Source organism: Bacillus sp. NPDC094106, assembly GCF_044764345.1.
Lineage (GTDB): Bacteria > Bacillota > Bacilli > Bacillales > Bacillaceae_G > Bacillus_A.
In genome coordinates, this window is sequence record NZ_JBIWHY010000007.1 from 169,442 (window position 1) to 185,935 (window position 16,494).

Annotated in this window: 11 protein-coding genes and 1 pseudogene; 4 read left to right on the plus strand and 8 right to left on the minus strand. The window is 34.8% G+C overall.

Features of this window, described 5'->3' with window-relative positions:
• Positions 1-13 precede the first annotated feature (13 nt).
• A complete protein-coding gene (locus ACIQ7L_RS12970; protein WP_400569638.1) occupies positions 14-2,695 on the plus strand; it encodes a YfhO family protein in 2,682 nt (893 codons plus the stop codon).
• Positions 2,696-2,812: 117 nt separating this feature from the next.
• Positions 2,813-3,751: a glycosyltransferase family 2 protein gene (locus tag ACIQ7L_RS12975; protein ID WP_400569640.1), complete on the plus strand. Its 939-nt coding sequence runs from the start codon at positions 2,813-2,815 to the stop codon at positions 3,749-3,751.
• A gap of 73 nt (positions 3,752-3,824) precedes the next feature.
• Here the strand turns inward: ACIQ7L_RS12975 and ACIQ7L_RS12980 are convergent, their stop codons facing one another.
• Both ACIQ7L_RS12980 and ACIQ7L_RS12985 read right to left on the minus strand, forming a co-directional pair.
• Positions 3,825-4,763, minus strand: coding sequence for an SDR family NAD(P)-dependent oxidoreductase (locus ACIQ7L_RS12980; protein WP_400569642.1), 939 nt, complete (start codon positions 4,761-4,763; stop codon positions 3,825-3,827).
• 56 nt (positions 4,764-4,819) lie between these two features.
• Positions 4,820-5,392, minus strand: a complete 573-nt coding sequence (locus ACIQ7L_RS12985; protein WP_400569644.1) for a TetR/AcrR family transcriptional regulator — start codon at positions 5,390-5,392, stop codon at positions 4,820-4,822.
• A gap of 129 nt (positions 5,393-5,521) precedes the next feature.
• Between ACIQ7L_RS12985 and ACIQ7L_RS12990 the strand changes: the two genes are divergently transcribed.
• Positions 5,522-7,114, plus strand: coding sequence for an ABC-F family ATP-binding cassette domain-containing protein (locus tag ACIQ7L_RS12990; protein WP_097894465.1), 1,593 nt, complete (start codon positions 5,522-5,524; stop codon positions 7,112-7,114).
• A gap of 59 nt (positions 7,115-7,173) precedes the next feature.
• On the opposite strand, the gene ACIQ7L_RS12995 is transcribed toward ACIQ7L_RS12990, so the two are convergent.
• On the minus strand, positions 7,174-8,049 hold the full coding sequence (locus ACIQ7L_RS12995) for a TetR/AcrR family transcriptional regulator (RefSeq protein WP_400569646.1): 876 nt from the start codon (positions 8,047-8,049) through the stop codon (positions 7,174-7,176).
• 150 nt (positions 8,050-8,199) lie between these two features.
• Here ACIQ7L_RS12995 and ACIQ7L_RS13000 point away from each other — a divergent pair, with 150 nt between their 5' ends.
• Positions 8,200-11,316: an efflux RND transporter permease subunit gene (locus ACIQ7L_RS13000; protein ID WP_400569648.1), complete on the plus strand. Its 3,117-nt coding sequence runs from the start codon at positions 8,200-8,202 to the stop codon at positions 11,314-11,316.
• Between the two features lie 25 nt (positions 11,317-11,341).
• On the opposite strand, the gene msrB is transcribed toward ACIQ7L_RS13000, so the two are convergent.
• The 5 genes and pseudogenes from msrB to ACIQ7L_RS13025 form a co-directional block, all read right to left on the minus strand.
• Positions 11,342-12,307, minus strand: coding sequence for a peptide-methionine (R)-S-oxide reductase MsrB (gene msrB, locus ACIQ7L_RS13005; protein WP_400569650.1), 966 nt, complete (start codon positions 12,305-12,307; stop codon positions 11,342-11,344).
• Between the two features lie 99 nt (positions 12,308-12,406).
• On the minus strand, positions 12,407-13,441 hold the full coding sequence (locus ACIQ7L_RS13010) for an AI-2E family transporter (RefSeq protein ID WP_400569651.1): 1,035 nt from the start codon (positions 13,439-13,441) through the stop codon (positions 12,407-12,409).
• Between the two features lie 316 nt (positions 13,442-13,757).
• Positions 13,758-13,844, minus strand: a pseudogene (locus ACIQ7L_RS13015) (antiholin LrgB); the annotation flags it as partial.
• Complete coding sequence (locus ACIQ7L_RS13020) at positions 13,845-14,585, minus strand: LytR/AlgR family response regulator transcription factor (RefSeq protein ID WP_400569653.1); 741 nt, start codon at positions 14,583-14,585, stop codon at positions 13,845-13,847.
• Positions 14,560-16,335, minus strand: a complete 1,776-nt coding sequence (locus ACIQ7L_RS13025; RefSeq protein ID WP_400569655.1) for a LytS/YhcK type 5TM receptor domain-containing protein — start codon at positions 16,333-16,335, stop codon at positions 14,560-14,562. Before ACIQ7L_RS13025 ends, ACIQ7L_RS13020 begins: the two co-directional genes overlap by 26 nt.
• Between the last annotated feature and the right edge of the window lie 159 nt (positions 16,336-16,494).

Genomic DNA, 16,494 nt, shown 5'->3' on the forward strand with positions numbered 1-16,494 from the left:
GTTTACGAATTCCATGGATTTAGAGCACAATAATAAGACCTTTTTCAACAGAAGCACTCTTATTATCGTTCCATTATTACTATTATGTGCTTTTGTTTTTCATTACTTCTTTTTAACATCAGATCAAATATTCTCTAGTTCAGGGGATGCATTATCCCAATTTGGTTTTTTTACTTTTCTCCTGCAACATGCATTTAAAGATGGGAATTTCTTTTGGTCTTGGGACTATGGATTAGGCGGAGATTTATTCGGTGAATTCAGCTATTACTATAGTACGGCCCCATTCTTTTGGATTACATTACTTCTCCCAAAATTAAATATTGAACAAATTTATGATTTGAAATTATACATGAGTATTTTAAAAGGCTTTTTGGCAATGCTCTTTATGTATGGCTCTTTGCGTTATCACAATAAAACAGTATTTTCATCTTTTATTGCTGCTGTTATATACGGCGGCTGTATTACTTTTATTCGTCACTCTCTGCTTTGGGATTTCATGGCAGATGCTATCGTTTTTCTACCATTAGTAATCTGGGGGCTCGATAGATATATTCTAGAAAGAAAAAAAGGGCTATTCTTATTTGCTACCGCTTTCATGCTAGCATCAAACTTTTACTTTGCTTTTATAACAAGTATTTTCATTTATATGTATGCATTTTTTCAATACTTTGCTACACAGCAAAATAAAACTATAGTATCTTTTCTGACTTATTATATTAAGATTGCCTTTTTATACGGATTATCGCTTGGTCTAGCAGCTGTTTGCTTTCTTCCGTCTGTAAATGCTGTATTTAGTGCCGATAGGCTATCAAAGAAATTTGATATTCCTTTATTCTTTGAAGATACCTTTTATAAAAATTTAATGGAAAGTATTTTCTTCATAAATAATGCGGAATACTATCAACTAGCTTTTCCTGTCTTGATTTTATTCTTAATTGGGATCGGACTATTTATACGTGATAAATTAGTATTGAATAAGGTATTATTTACATTCTTTATGCTTGTCCTTTACATGCTTCCGTATACATATTCTGTATTTAATGGCTTTTCTGCCATGCAATATCGCTGGTTTTATTTATTTGCGTTTGTGGTTGCCCAAGCAGTTGCATACATTTTAGATTGGATGTTCCTTCATAAAAAAGAGAATAAAATTGCATATGTAATAAGCACGATATTAGCTACTGGCTTATTCATCTATGCATTCAACAGAAAAGTAAACATAAACGAGCAACCTTTAAACGAAGTTGACAACATGTTGATAAGTGTCATCTTAATTTCTATTCTTACAATATGTCTATGGCGCTATTTATCTAAAATTTTCATACAATTTTTAATTGTTATAAATGTCCTTGTTAATATAATCTTTATCAATTACATGTATGCTGAAGATGTACTTAGCAAAGCTTTTGGACAGCGAAATGTTACAGAGGAATCCCTACATGCATCTGGATATGATAATAACGATGAAATTGCTGCTATTCGTTATATACAAGATCATGATAAAGACTTTTATCGCATTATTAACCCAAATAGCATTCGTAATACACCGATGCTTCAGGGATATCATGGTACAAGTGCCTATCATAGCTTAATTAATTTTAATGTTCATGACTTTATGAAAAATAAATATAATGTCTTTCAAGGAATCGATACGCCTTCTATGTTCTTCCAATTAGATCATCGACTATTTCTTGAAAACATGTTAGGCGTAAAGTATTACGTATTAAGTGTAGATACTGATCAGACAAACATTCCTTATGGCTATAAACTATTAAAACAAGTAGGTCCTTATAATATTTACAAAAACGAATATGCGTTACCACTAGGATATGTATACCAATCAGGTATAAGCGATGAGGAGTTTTCTAAATTAAACTTTGCTCAAAGGGATCAGCTATTATTAGATGCTGTAGTCGTTGATAATATTAAGGATTTTTCATTAACTCACTTTGATACAAAAACACTTGATTCTAAACCAGTACCTATTAAAAGAGAGCAAATGAAGTTCGAAAATATCGAAAAAAATAACAATATGCTTACTGTTCATGACGATGGACGTATAATCGTACCTATTGATCCTCCTAATATTCCAGGAGACTTGATTGTGGAATTAAAAATTAAAAATAAAGGTTCCTTCCATGCCATTGTTAATGGAAAAGATATGTATAAAGGAACTGACACTGGTGTATATTCATATCCATTGGAAAGGTTCGTTTACAATTTAGGGAAAAATGATCGCCCTAACGAATTAACTATTTCTATTCGTGATGCAATTCCTGGGCCAGGTGTATATGAGTTACAAGACGTACAAGCAAACATTGTGAATTATGAAAATATCCAAGAAAAGACAAAAAAATTAACTGAGAATAGACTCCAAAATATTTCTTATAAGAATAACTATTTAAAAGGTGAAGTTAACTCGAACAAAGATGGATTACTATACCTATCAGTACCATATAGTAAAGGTTGGACTATAAAGGTAGATGGGAAAGAGACAGAGTTTACGAAGGCAAACTCTACATTTATCGGTGTTCCAATTCAAAAAGGGGCTCATGTAATTGAAATGAATTATGTCACACCTTACTTCAAATTGGGTATGGTTATATCTATCATTTCATTAATCATCTGCCTAACTTTACTATTTTTCGAAAATAAAAATAGAGATACAAGACTTATGTTTTTTCAGAAAAAATAAACGCACATGAAACAAATTTAGGTTCTCCCTTTATCTAATCATAAGGCAGAACCTAATATAACAAGACACACTATTTATATCACTGCTATAAACCATTACAAACAAGGAGGTTCAAAGATGGTTTTTTCAATAGTAGTACCCTGTTACAATGAAGAAAAAGTACTTCGAGCTTTTTACTCAGAGGCTTCTCTTGAAATCCATAAATTAACTACCGATTATGAATTTGTTTTTGTTAATGATGGCAGTAAAGACAGTACATTAGATATTCTACGAGATTTAGCAAATTCGGATTCAGCTGTACATTATATATCGTTTAGCAGAAACTTTGGAAAAGAGGCTGCAATGCTAGCAGGTCTAAAGTATGCTACAGGCGATGCAGTTGTTATCATGGATGCTGACCTACAACACCCGCCTTCTCTAATAAAAGAAATGTTAGATGGTTATAATGAAGGGTATGACCAAGTTATTGCAAAGAGAACGAGAACAGGTGATTCTCCTGTACGTTCTGTCATCTCTCGTTTATACTACAAAGTTATGAATAAGTTTGTTGATATTGAATTAGTGGATGGCATCGGTGATTTTAGACTTTTAAGCAGACAAGCCGTTGATGCATTACTATCTTTAAGTGAATACAATCGCTTCTCGAAAGGCTTATTTTCATGGATCGGATTTAAAGAGCTAATTATCGAATATGAAAATGTGCTACGCCCTGATGGAGAGAGTAAGTGGACTTTTTCAAAACTATTAAATTACGGAATAGACGGCGTTATTTCCTTTAATAATAAACCATTACGCCTATCTATATACCTTGGATTACTAACTACACTTGTCGGGATTTTATATGTAATCACTACATTTATACAAATTATCATCAGTGGAATTGATGTACCTGGGTACTTCACTTTAATTTCCGCTATATTATTCATCGGTGGTATCCAGCTCATTTTCCTAGGTGTCATTGGTGAGTATATTGGACGTATCTACTACGAGACAAAACGTAGACCACATTTTATTGTAGCTGAGAAGAAAGTCAGTAAAGTGAAACAAAAGGCTTAATATCAAAAAAGTTACTTCTACCTGATGTAGAAGTAACTTTTTTACTATAATAAAATATGTCCAAACTCTTTCTCTACATACCATTTCTCTTCATATGCAAAATCGTTTCCTTTAATCCATCATAATACGAAGTTTTCGGTACCTCCCCAATATATCTCTCATATTTTTCACCGCTCAGTACAACTGGTTCCTCTGTTAAATATAACATCTCCACAAATTCCTTCATCTGCTTATCAAATAAGCCTATTAACCTGATCATCCCTTTTTTCACAGTCATTATCGATTTTGTATATCCTGTTAATCCCCTTATATGTTGAATCATCTCTTCTCCTGTAATCAAACCACAACCGGGTACATTCCAATTCTGTCCATATGCATCATCACGTAATGCCAATTTAACAATAGCTTTCGCTCCATCTGGTGTGTAAATATACTCCCTTGCAAGCCCCTTGTCCCCAACAAAACTAGATACTTTATTTTCCAGAACATTTTGCAACGTATGGTGAATAAGCGTACTTTCCGCATTTGGCCCATAAAAATCTGGAAAATGGGCAATGAGTACTGATACACCAGCTTGCTTTGCCATCAACTCAAGATTTAAACGGATTTTCCCCTTCTTTGTGTGCGGATTCTTTTCAGTCTCTTCTGTTACCTTCTCTCGGTTTTGTCTTCCATACGCATAAATATTATCTACTATCGCTAATTTCACACCATAGTGTTTTGTTACGTCTAATACATTCTGTAATAACTTCGGCTGTTTTATTTCCCAATCTGTATACGGTATATTTACAGCATGAAAGATAACATCGACATCTTTAGCAGCATCCATTACATCCGCTTGCTTGAATATATCCCCTACTACTATTTGTATGTTTTCTTCCTCACAAAACAAATTTTCTAGCCTCTTCCTATTTCTCGCAAAAGCGACCACTTCAATTCCTTGATTACATAACTCCTTTGTAATTGCATATCCCATTGCCCCAGATGCACCCAATACTAAAGCCTTTTTCATCATAGTATCCCCCTTTTAATTAACCGGTGTTCAATTAATATTAAAAAGAAAATCACTTACATAAGAAGCGATTTTGCAATAAAATCCACATGTGCTTTAGCTAATTCTTGTACGTCTTCAAATATTTGACCACTTCCACAATAATGTGCCACAAATCCATGTAATGATAAAAAAACAGACCATATTGTCATGACATGTATACTTCCATTACATAAAGAAGCTACAACAGTAGCAAACTTCTCATAACTAACATTCGGCCCATCTGCTAAACACTCTTTTAATTCGTCATCCTTAATTAAAAACATGATTTCATAATAACTTTGATTTTGTAGACCAAATTCAATAAATCCAAATAAAACTGCTTTTAATTGTTCTTCTCTTGGTAATTTTTGATCAATGATCTCATCTAATTTTTGATTTAATAGTTGAAAATCTTGTTCAACCATTGCATAAAAAAGCTCTGCTTTATTTTTAAAATGATAATAAATTGAGCCATGACTATATCCTAGTTCTGCTGCAATCTTACGCATTGAAGTGTGCTGATATCCTTGTTTTATAAATAAACCTCTCGCTGCATTTATAATCATTTCTCTTGTTAGCTCTTGTTTAACTGCTCTTCTTGGCGACATTTCTTATACCTCTCCATTTAATTAACCATTGTTCAATTACATTATATTCCTTTTCCGAAAATATGCAACCCTCTTCTTGTAAAAATATACATTTCGAAAGGATAGCATTATACCCAAGAATTTAGTATCATGATTCAAGATACTATTTTGAAATGGACGGAGGACATTATGAGCTTATTAACAGTCGAAAACTTAGGTCATACATTTGGTGACCGCACATTATTTAAAGACGTATCATTACGTTTATTAGCTGGAGAACATGTTGGCTTAGTAGGTGCAAATGGCGTTGGTAAATCAACATTTATGAATATTATTACTGGACAACTTATTCATGACGACGGGCGTGTAGAATGGACACCTGGTACACATTACGGATATTTAGATCAACATACAATTTTAACAGCTGGAAGAACAATTCGTGACGTCTTAACAGATGCCTTCTTACCTTTATTCGAGAAAGAAAAAGAATTAAATATCATTACAGAAAAAATGGGTACGGCTACGCCAGAAGAATTAGAAGAGCTTCTAGACCAAATGGCAGAAATACAAGATGCGCTTGAAGCAGGTGGCTTCTACTTACTAGATATTAAAATTGAAGAAGCAGCACGTGGTCTTGGAATTGATGCAATTGGTTTAGACCGTGATGTTTCTGCATTAAGTGGTGGACAACGTACAAAGGTATTGCTTGCAAAGCTATTACTTGAGCAACCAGAAGTACTATTACTAGATGAGCCTACCAACTATTTAGACGTTGAACATATTCAGTGGTTAACAAACTATTTAAAAGAGTATCCACATGCATTCCTTTTAATTTCTCATGATACGGAATTTATGAACAAATGTGTTGATGTGATCTTCCATCTAGAATTTTCAAAAATGACACGTTACACAGCGACATATGAGAAATTTTTAGAACTAGCTGAGATGAATAAAAATCAACATTTGAATGCTTATCAAAAACAACAAGAATTCATAAAAAAACAAGAAGACTTCATTTCAAAAAATAAAGCGCGCTATTCAACAACAGGTCGTGCAAAGAGTCGTCAAAAACAGCTTGATCGTATGGAACGTATTGATCGCCCAGAAACAGCGATTAAACCAGAGTTCTCTTTCAAAGAATGTCGTGCAAGTAGCCGCTTTGTCTTTGAAGGTGAAGACGTAGAAATCGGCTATACACATCCATTACTACCTAAGCTAACAATGACAATTGAACGCGGTGAAAAAATTGCAATTGTTGGATGTAATGGTGTTGGTAAATCAACATTATTAAAAACGATTCTAGGTAAGATTAAACCGTTAAGCGGGAAAACAATCCTTGGTGATTTCTTAGAACCAGCATACTTTGAACAAGAAGTAAAAGCTGAAAACTTAACGCCAATCGATGATGTATGGAATACATTCCCACATTTAGATCAGCACCAAGTTCGTGCAATGTTAGCACGATGTGGTTTGAAAAACGAGCACATTTCTCGTCCATTAAGTCAATTAAGTGGTGGAGAGCAAGCAAAAGTCCGCCTATGTAAATTAATGGGTGAAGAAAGCAACTGGATACTATTCGATGAGCCGACAAATCACCTTGATGTTACGGCCAAAGAAGAGTTAAAAAAGGCTTTAAAAGCATATAAAGGAACAATTCTTCTTGTATGTCATGAACCAGATTTCTATGAAGATTGGATAACAAAAGTTTGGAACGTGGAAGAATGGGCACAATCTAGTAACTAATAAAAAAGGTGGATCCACTACGATCCACCTTTTTCTTATTATAGATACATATATCCATCTCACGTAACTTTTATATGATAGTACCCTGCTAACCTCAACCGAAAATCCTTCAAATCATCATAAGATTTTAAATTTGCCAGCATCCCTTGAATAACTGGAATCCTTGGATTTGGTAACCTCATTTCAGCTTCCAAAACATCTAGTGTAACTAACAATTCATCATTTTCTAATTGATCTGCTAGCGTGCGTTTGAACGTAATAATTTCTTGTAAAAAATGTTCCTTCGCTTGCTCCTTAATAAGCTCTGAACTACAAAAAAGTTTTCCTAACTTTTCTTCATGTAAAACAGGTACATCGGAAGAGTTCACAAGTCCTTCTACAAGATCATCTATTCTCTTTAGAATAAATGTAGAAACATGAGATAAATTAATCTCTATTGTATTTAAAATAATTAGTTCTAAATATCCTCCGCATATTCCCTCTACCATAATTACAAGATCTAATAAATATGGAATAACTTTTTCACCATAAATAGATAGTAAACTATTTCGGTAAAATGCATGTGATTCTAACTTCATTTTCATCATAAATACTTCTACTTCTTTATTGAATGGAATTGCATTTTCCCGTGCATGCATAATAATGAATTCCTTATGTTTTTGCACATCATTAAATTGACAGTATAATTTTTTTTCAAACTTTTCACGTGGTAGTAACGATTCTCCATCAATAGCCATCATCTTCTTTTGGATTTTGTCATAATAATATCGAAGTATCGCTAATAATAATTCATCTTTCGACTTGAAATATAAATAAAACGCTCCTTTTGATATGCCACAAGCTGTTACAATCTCTTGTACCGATGTTGCGTTCACACCTTTATTCGCAAATAACTTCATTGCCATTTCGATAATTAAACGTTCTTTTTCTTTCATATTTTCTCTCCTAAGTTTATCCTGCATCATAAAATTTCAAATTAATTTTATTATAACACCCTTTTTGATTGACGACTGACCAATCAGTCAGTTATATTATGTATTAGACTGACCAGTCGGTCAATATATATTGTAAAAGGGAGCGCAAACATGAACAAAATTATTAACTTTTCGTTAAAAAACAAGTTCGCGGTTTGGCTATTAACCATTATTGTTACCATTGCAGGAATTTATTCTGGTCTTAATATGAAGCTAGAAACAATTCCTGACATTACAACACCTGTTGTAACGGTAACGACGGTTTATCCTGGTGCTACACCAGCAGAAGTAGCAGATAAGGTATCGAAACCGATGGAAGAACAACTGCAAAATTTAAGTGGAGTTAGCGTTGTAAGTTCTTCCTCTTATCAAAATGCCTCTTCTATTCAAGTAGAATATGACTTTGATAAGAACATGGAAAAAGCTGAAACTGAAATTAAAGAGGCACTTGCAAATGTGAAATTACCAGAAGGCGTGAAGGACCCAAAAGTTTCTCGAGTAAACTTTAATGCCTTTCCTGTTATTTCATTAAGCGTGGCGAGTAAAGATGAATCTTTAGCTGCCTTAACTGAAAAAGTTGAAAAAAATATCGTTCCAGGATTAAAAGGACTTGATGGTGTTGCATCTGTTCAAATTGCTGGACAACAAGTAGATGAAGTACAACTTGTCTTCAAAAAAGATAAGATGAAAGAATTAGGTTTAAGTGAAGATACTGTTAAAAATATGATTAAAGGTTCTGACGTATCCTTACCACTTGGCCTATATACATTTAAAGATACGGAGAAATCAGTTGTTGTAGATGGTAATATTACAACGCTCAAAGCTTTAAAAGAAATGAAGATTCCTGTTGTTCCTTCAGCAGCAAGTGGCCAAGGCAACGCTGGAGCAGGTTCCCAAGCACAAGCACCTCAGATGAATCCAGCTTTAGCTGGCGGAATCCCAACTGTTACATTAGATGAAATCGCTGATATTAAAGAAGTAGGGAAAGCTGAATCTATTTCTCGTACAAATGGGAAAGAAGCAATCGGCATTCAAATCGTCAAAGCTGCTGATGCAAATACGGTTGATGTCGTAAATGCAGTCAAAGATAAAGTAAAAGACTTTGAAAAGAAATATAAAGATCTAGAAATCATCTCAACATTTGACCAAGGTGCACCGATTGAGAAATCAGTTGATACAATGCTTAGCAAGGCAATGTTTGGTGCCATCTTCGCCATTGTCATTATTATGTTGTTCCTACGAAACATCCGAACAACGTTAATTTCTGTCATTTCCATACCGCTTTCTTTATTGATTGCTGTTTTAGTAATAAAACAAATGGGTATTACACTCAATGTTATGACGCTTGGGGCAATGACGGTCGCTATCGGGCGCGTTGTCGATGATTCAATTGTTGTTATTGAAAATATTTATAGACGTATGTCTTTATCAGAAGAGAAGTTACGAGGAAAAGATTTAATTCGTGAAGCAACAAAAGAAATGTTTATTCCAATTATGTCTTCTACAATCGTAACAATCGCCGTCTTTTTACCACTTGGACTTGTAAAAGGTATGATCGGCGAAATGTTCTTACCATTCGCTTTAACAATTGTCTTTGCCTTGTTAGCTTCGTTACTTGTAGCTGTTACAATTGTACCAATGCTAGCTCATTCTTTATTCAAAAAGGAAAGCATGAAAGAAAAACAAGTACATCATGAAGAAAAACCAAGTAAATTAGCAAATAGCTATAAACGCCTGCTTGGTTGGGCATTAAACCATAAAATCATTACATCTAGCATCGCTGTTCTTTTATTAGTGGGCAGTCTTACACTTGTACCAATTATCGGCGTAAGTTTCCTACCATCTGAAGAAGAAAAAATGATTATTGCAACATATAACCCTGAACCAGGGCAAACATTGGAAGACATTGAAAAAATAACAACAAAAGCAGAAAAACACTTCCAAGATAAAAAAGATGTAAAAACAATTCAGTTCTCATTAGGTGGAGAAAACCCAATGAGTCCAGGTAAGAAAAATCAAGCCATGTTCTTCGTTCAGTATGATAATGACACGAAAAACTTCGAAAAAGAGAAAGAACAAGTCATTAAAGACCTACAAAAAATGGCAGGAAAAGGCGAATGGAAAAGCCAAGACTTCGGGGCTAGTGGCGGTAGCAATGAAATTAAGCTATACGTATACGGAGATAGCTCAGAAGACATCAAACCTGTCGTTAAAGATATTCAAAATATCATGGAAAAGAATAAAGACTTAAAAGATATCGACTCTAGTATTGCAAAAACATATGCAGAATACACATTAGTCGCAGATCAAGAAAAACTAAGTAAAATGGGCTTAACTGCTGCACAGATTGGAATGGGACTTTCTAATCAACATGATCGTCCTGTTCTTACAACCATTAAAAAAGATGGTAAAGATATTAACGTATATGTAGAAGCAGAAAAACAAAATTATGAAACCATTGATGATTTAACAAATCGTAAAATTACAACACCACTTGGTAATGAAGTTGCTGTTAAAGATGTTATGACTGTAAAAGAAGGTGAAACTTCCAACACGGTAACACGTCGTGATGGTCGTGTTTATGCAGCAGTAAGTGCAAAATTAACATCCGATGATGTTTCGAAAGCATCCGCTGCTGTTCAGAAAGAAGTAGATAAAATGGACCTACCTTCTGGTGTAGATGTTTCTATGGGTGGTGTTACAAAAGATATCCAAGAATCATTCCAACAACTTGGGTTAGCGATGTTGGCTGCGATTGCCATTGTATACTTCGTTCTTGTCGTTACATTTGGCGGTGCCCTTGCACCACTCGCAATTTTATTCTCGCTACCATTTACAATTATCGGTGCTCTTGTTGCCTTATTAATCTCTGGTGAGACATTAAGCGTATCAGCAATGATTGGTGCCCTTATGTTAATCGGTATCGTCGTAACGAATGCGATTGTCCTCATCGACCGTGTTATTCATAAAGAGCGTGAAGGCCTATCAACACGCGAAGCATTGTTAGAAGCTGGCGCAACACGCTTACGCCCAATTCTAATGACCGCAATCGCAACAATTGGTGCCCTTATCCCACTTGCACTAGGATTTGAGGGCAGTGGATTAATTTCTAAAGGCCTTGGAGTAACGGTAATTGGTGGATTAACAAGTTCAACATTATTAACTCTTCTTATCGTTCCAATTGTTTACGAAGTACTCAGCAAATTTAAAAAGAAAACTGTAGAATAAAAAAATAACCTCGCGCGCAGCGAGGTTATTTTTTATTTCCAAACAATATTAGAAAATCTCCATAGCCTTCCTTCTCTAAGTCCTCTCTCGGAATAAATCGAAGTGCCGCTGAATTAATACAATAACGGAGACCACTTGGACCTGGTCCATCTGGGAATACATGACCAAGGTGGGCATCTCCCTCTTTACTTCTTACTTCCGTACGCGTCATATTGTGGCTAACATCCATTTTCTCTTTCACACTAGCTGACATAACCGGCTTTGTAAAACTTGGCCAACCACATCCACTATCAAATTTATCTAGTGAAGTAAACAGCGGTTCACCTGATACAATATCTACATATAGACCTTCCTCTTTATGATTCCAATATTCATTTTGAAACGGAGGCTCCGTTCCATTTTCCTGTGTTACGTAAAACTGCATATCTGTTAATCGTTCTTTTAAATAAGCATTATCTTTAGGCCAATGTTTTTTTATAAAAGCATCACGTCCTGATCCTTGACGATATAACTCATAGCGAAATGTATTTTTCTTATGATAATCTTGATGATACCCTTCAGCTGGATAAAATGTAGTAGCAAGGAGTATTTTTGTAGCAATTGGTTTCGAAAACCGGCCGCTCTCAGCAAGTGCCATTTTTGAAGCTTCTGCTTGCTCACGCTGTTCTTCGCTATGATAAAAAATTACAGTCTCATACGATTGTCCACGATCATGAAATTGACCTCCAATATCTGTTGGGTCAATTTGTCTCCAATAAATGCCTAATAATTTTTCATACGGCATTTTATTTGCATCGAATGTAATTTGTACCGCTTCATAATGCCCTGTTGTTTCAGAACAAACCTCTTTATAAGTCGGATTCTCTTTATGCCCACCCGTATAACCTGAAACAACCTGTATAATACCTTCCATCTCTTCAAATGGTGAAACCATACACCAGAAACATCCTCCTGCAAACGTTGCAATTTCTACCTTTTCGTTTATAGCCATTTATTTCACCCCAATTATTTAATTCTTCTTACAGTATGGCATAAGAAGTTAGAAGTTATAAAAGAAAAAGCACCGGCGTCCGATGCTTTTTCTTTTACTCTATTTTTTAGCAGAATCTTTTTCTATCTCATCGCTCGTCACATCTAACACATCTAATAGGAACACAAAAATTGGTATACCAATAATAAGCCCCCACACACCTAAAAAGTGTTCAGAGAAAGTTAATACCATAAATGTATAAAAAATTGGTAAATTCGTTTTTTGTGACATGAATTTTGGATTTAACACATAACTTTCAAGTGCATGAATGAAAGTAACAATAATTATAATATAGACAACATATGTAATACCACCAATATTATAAGCAATCATGCAGAGCGGAATTAGCGAAATAATTACACCAGCTACTGGAATTAAGCCGAGTAAAAAGATCATTAACGCCAAACCAAGCAATTGTGGAAATCCTAAAATCCATAGTGCTATAACAGATAAAACGCAATTAACAATAGCAATTAAAAACTGCGCTTCAATTACTTTTCCGAAAGAACGTGCGAATTTCTTTCCGAAATATTCAATTTCATTATAAAAAACGGCAAGTCTGCTCTCTTTAAATTTCGCGGTAAAAGCGACAATACGCGCCTTCTCAAGCAAGAAGAATAAGCTTAAAATAAGAGAAAGGAAAAATTGCAGCCCAAATTTCCCAACATTAGCGATAGATTTATAAAGAATGTCCACACCTTGCCCAATATATTTGGAAAGCTCCATATGGTTAATGGCATTAATTGCTGCCTTTATCATGTCATTATCTGGCGGATTTTTAAAGAATACATTAAACTGGTAGATTAATTGTGAGATTTGCACCGTTAGTACTGGCAGATACTTAACTAACGTAACGGCAATTCCACCAACTAACATCACATATAATAACGCTATAATAATTTTTCGATTAATCGGCAGAAAATGATCGAGTTTTCGAGAAATAAATTTTTGAAATCGATCCATTAAATACGTAAGCATAAACGTGATTAAAATTAAATTAAACATACTTTGTAGCCCATATAATATAAGAGCTAATAAAAGCAATACCAGTAATCTTTGAAATCCTTTGCTTTGAAACAGGTTTTTCATTTGCATAATCGACGAGTGATCTCTCCTGTCCTATAAAGTGAAACTTTAATAAGTGGGCTTTTCTTTATCTCTCCCACAAATTAGGCGTTTATCGGTATCTCCTCTAGATCTAAGTTCGGATACATGATGTTACTTTCTATTTTACAATACAATGGTCCTTTTCAGAACGCATTATGCAAAGTATTAATGAAGATTTAAGGAAAATCTTATGTTCTTTCATAATAAAATAGGTCATACAACTACTGTAACACAAAAAGCAAGCTATCAGTAGAAATCTGTGCTACAAATAGCTTGCTTTTATATTTTTACAAAACATATTCTATTATCCAAGGAATGGCATTGACATTGGAATAATAACAACTGTTACAACCCCAACTACTGTTACTGCAATACTTGCCATCGCTGCCTCTCAAATACGAAGCAGCTTCTTCAGCTCTTTTGCATATGTGCGACTTACCGGTACTTTGGAACCATCTTTCATAATTAAATTATAAGTAGAGTTAAACCAAGGCTGTATTTCCGAAATGTGGTTAATGTTCGCAATAAAACTACGATGAACGCGCATAAAACTTGTTTGCGGCAGTTTCTTTTCTAAAATAACAAGCGTATCATATGTTACGTATGTTTCCCAGAGTGTCTTTACAGTTACCCTTCCGTCAACAAGTCCTACATAAACAATATCTTTAATATTCACAAGTACAATGGATTCTTCGATTGGAAGTGCAAGCTTATGCATCTCCGGAGCTACATCTATACTCTTCATATTTTGATGTTTCTCTGTTTCATTCTCCTTTCTCTTCTTATATTTTTTCAATGTCTGTGCAATACGCTCCTCATCAAACGGCTTTAAGATATAATCTAATGCATCCACTTCAAATGCCTGCAATGCATATTGATCATACGCTGTTGCAAATACAACGGCAGGTGGACTCTTCATTTTCTTTAATATATTTGCGATTTCAAACCCATTATCATTTGATAACTGAATATCTAAAAAGACAAGATCCGGCTTGTTCTCCATTAGCTTTTCCAATGCATCTTCCACACAATCAGCTTCTTCGATTACATCAACCTCTTTTGTACGCTGCAATAAATATTTCAATTCATCCCGTGCTAACATTTCATCATCGACTACTAATACTTTTAACACCACTCTCTTCCTCCTCTATGTTTTGAATCGGAATTGTAAATACAATCTCTGTCCCTTTTTCTACTTCACTCTCAATATGAAGAATTGTCTCTTTCCCAAACAATCCTATCAACCGCTGATTAATATTATATAAAGCCGTCCCCGTTCCTTTTTTCGATACAACAACAGCTTTTCCTAACTGCTCTAAACGCTCCCTTTCAATCCCTTGTCCATTATCTTTCACTTTAAAATGAACCATGTCTCCTGTCGCATATACATGAACCTCTACCTCACAAATTGGCTGTTTCTTTGGAAAGGCGTGACGAAGTGCATTTTCTACTAACAACTGCAATACAAATGGCGGAAGAAAAATTGTCTGTAACCCTTCTTCGATATATGTTTTCACCTCATACTTATTTGGAAACCTTGCCTGTTCTAACGATAAATATGCATGTACATGATTCAGCTCCTGCTTCAGCGGAATCAACAATTGACGAGCCCCTTGTAAATTACAACGGAAATAAACACTAAGCTGTAATAAAAGTTTTCTAGCCTTTTCTACATCTGTGCGGCATAAAGCTGATACTGTATTAATTGCATTAAATAGAAAATGCGGATTAATCTGTGCTTGCAATGCTTTTATTTCTGCATCTTGAAGTAATTTACTTTGTAATTCTGCTTCTCCTAACTCAAGCTGTGTTGAGAAAATCTTCGCCAACCCTTCTGCTAATTCTTCTTCCACACGACTTAATTGGTTCGAATTTTTAAAATACAACTTTAATGTCCCCATTGTATTCCCGTGCGAGGTTAACGGAATCACAATCGCTGCTTGCAAGGGACATCCTTCATGTTGACAATCAATTACCTCTCGCGATTTCGCTTTCATTATTTTCCCTGTTTTTAAAACTGCTTTTGATAACCCTGTAATTAAACTATGAGAAGGTATATGGTGATCAGACGCTAATCCTACGTGCGCTAATATTTTTTCTGTATCTGTTAAAGATACCGCATCTGTTCCTGTAAAGCGATGGATAATTTGTGCCACATGTTTACAAGATTCCTCCGTTAAACCTTGGCGAAAATAAGGTAATGTCTTATCAGCAATCCCAAGTACCTTATGAGTTTGTAAAGCCTTTGCATTTTCTTCTTGGCGTAAAATAGCTTGTATCATAGAAAGTAAAATAAAACTACCAAAACTGTTTACAAGAATCATCGGTATCGCAATCGTTTTCACAACGTTAAAACCATCTTCTACAATAAATAAGATCATAATCATTTCTAAAGAAACAATAAGAACACTTAAAATAGCTGAGAACTTAGGTGTAATGGCACGATTATGCCTTTGAAAAATACGGCCAATATAGCCAGCAATAATTCCTGCTAAGATAGACGAAATTGCACAACTAAGAGCTGTCGTTCCCCCAAGCATATAACGATGAATGCCAGCAATAAACCCAACGCCAATCCCGATAATCGGTCCTCCCAATAAACCGCTAATCCCAACGCCCATAATACGTGTATTCGCAATGGTACTCGATGAAGAAACACCTTGTAGCCAGTTTTCATTCATAATGGTATTCCCTGCAATTTCGATCCCTGTGTAATTGCTTACAATTGTAAATAGCGAAAAAATACAAATGAGCATAAACTTATCTTTATATCCATCTTGTTTCTGAACGAGGCGCCGAAACGTTTTAATATGTGAAAGTAAAAAACCTAAGATAACAATTAATCCAACGCGCTCAATCATCATAAGCACTAAATCTAGCATCTGTGATTCATCCTTTGTTTGTTTGTTTATATATACATCAATTAAAAAATCGACATAAACCCCCTCTTTTTAGATGGGAAAGAGCATCTGGCCATGCATTGAAGCGGTCAGGGTCTTTTTCTGCCACATGCGAAGTAAAAACAGAAAGAGCAAACGAGT

Bases quoted from the DNA above. Each gene is read 5' to 3' on its own strand.
- ACIQ7L_RS12970 (WP_400569638.1), top strand. From the start codon at position 14: ATGGATTTAGAGCACAATAATAAGACCTTTTTCAACAGAAGCACTCTT.
- ACIQ7L_RS12975 (WP_400569640.1), top strand. From the start codon at position 2,813: ATGGTTTTTTCAATAGTAGTACCCTGTTACAATGAAGAAAAAGTACTT.
- ACIQ7L_RS12980 (WP_400569642.1), bottom strand. From the start codon at position 4,763: ATGAAAAAGGCTTTAGTATTGGGTGCATCTGGGGCAATGGGATATGCA.
- ACIQ7L_RS12985 (WP_400569644.1), bottom strand. From the start codon at position 5,392: ATGTCGCCAAGAAGAGCAGTTAAACAAGAGCTAACAAGAGAAATGATT.
- ACIQ7L_RS12990 (WP_097894465.1), top strand. From the start codon at position 5,522: ATGATTCAAGATACTATTTTGAAATGGACGGAGGACATTATGAGCTTA.
- ACIQ7L_RS12995 (WP_400569646.1), bottom strand. From the start codon at position 8,049: ATGAAAGAAAAAGAACGTTTAATTATCGAAATGGCAATGAAGTTATTT.
- ACIQ7L_RS13000 (WP_400569648.1), top strand. From the start codon at position 8,200: ATGAACAAAATTATTAACTTTTCGTTAAAAAACAAGTTCGCGGTTTGG.
- msrB (WP_400569650.1), bottom strand. From the start codon at position 12,307: ATGGCTATAAACGAAAAGGTAGAAATTGCAACGTTTGCAGGAGGATGT.
- ACIQ7L_RS13010 (WP_400569651.1), bottom strand. From the start codon at position 13,441: ATGCAAATGAAAAACCTGTTTCAAAGCAAAGGATTTCAAAGATTACTG.
- ACIQ7L_RS13025 (WP_400569655.1), bottom strand. From the start codon at position 16,335: ATGCTAGATTTAGTGCTTATGATGATTGAGCGCGTTGGATTAATTGTT.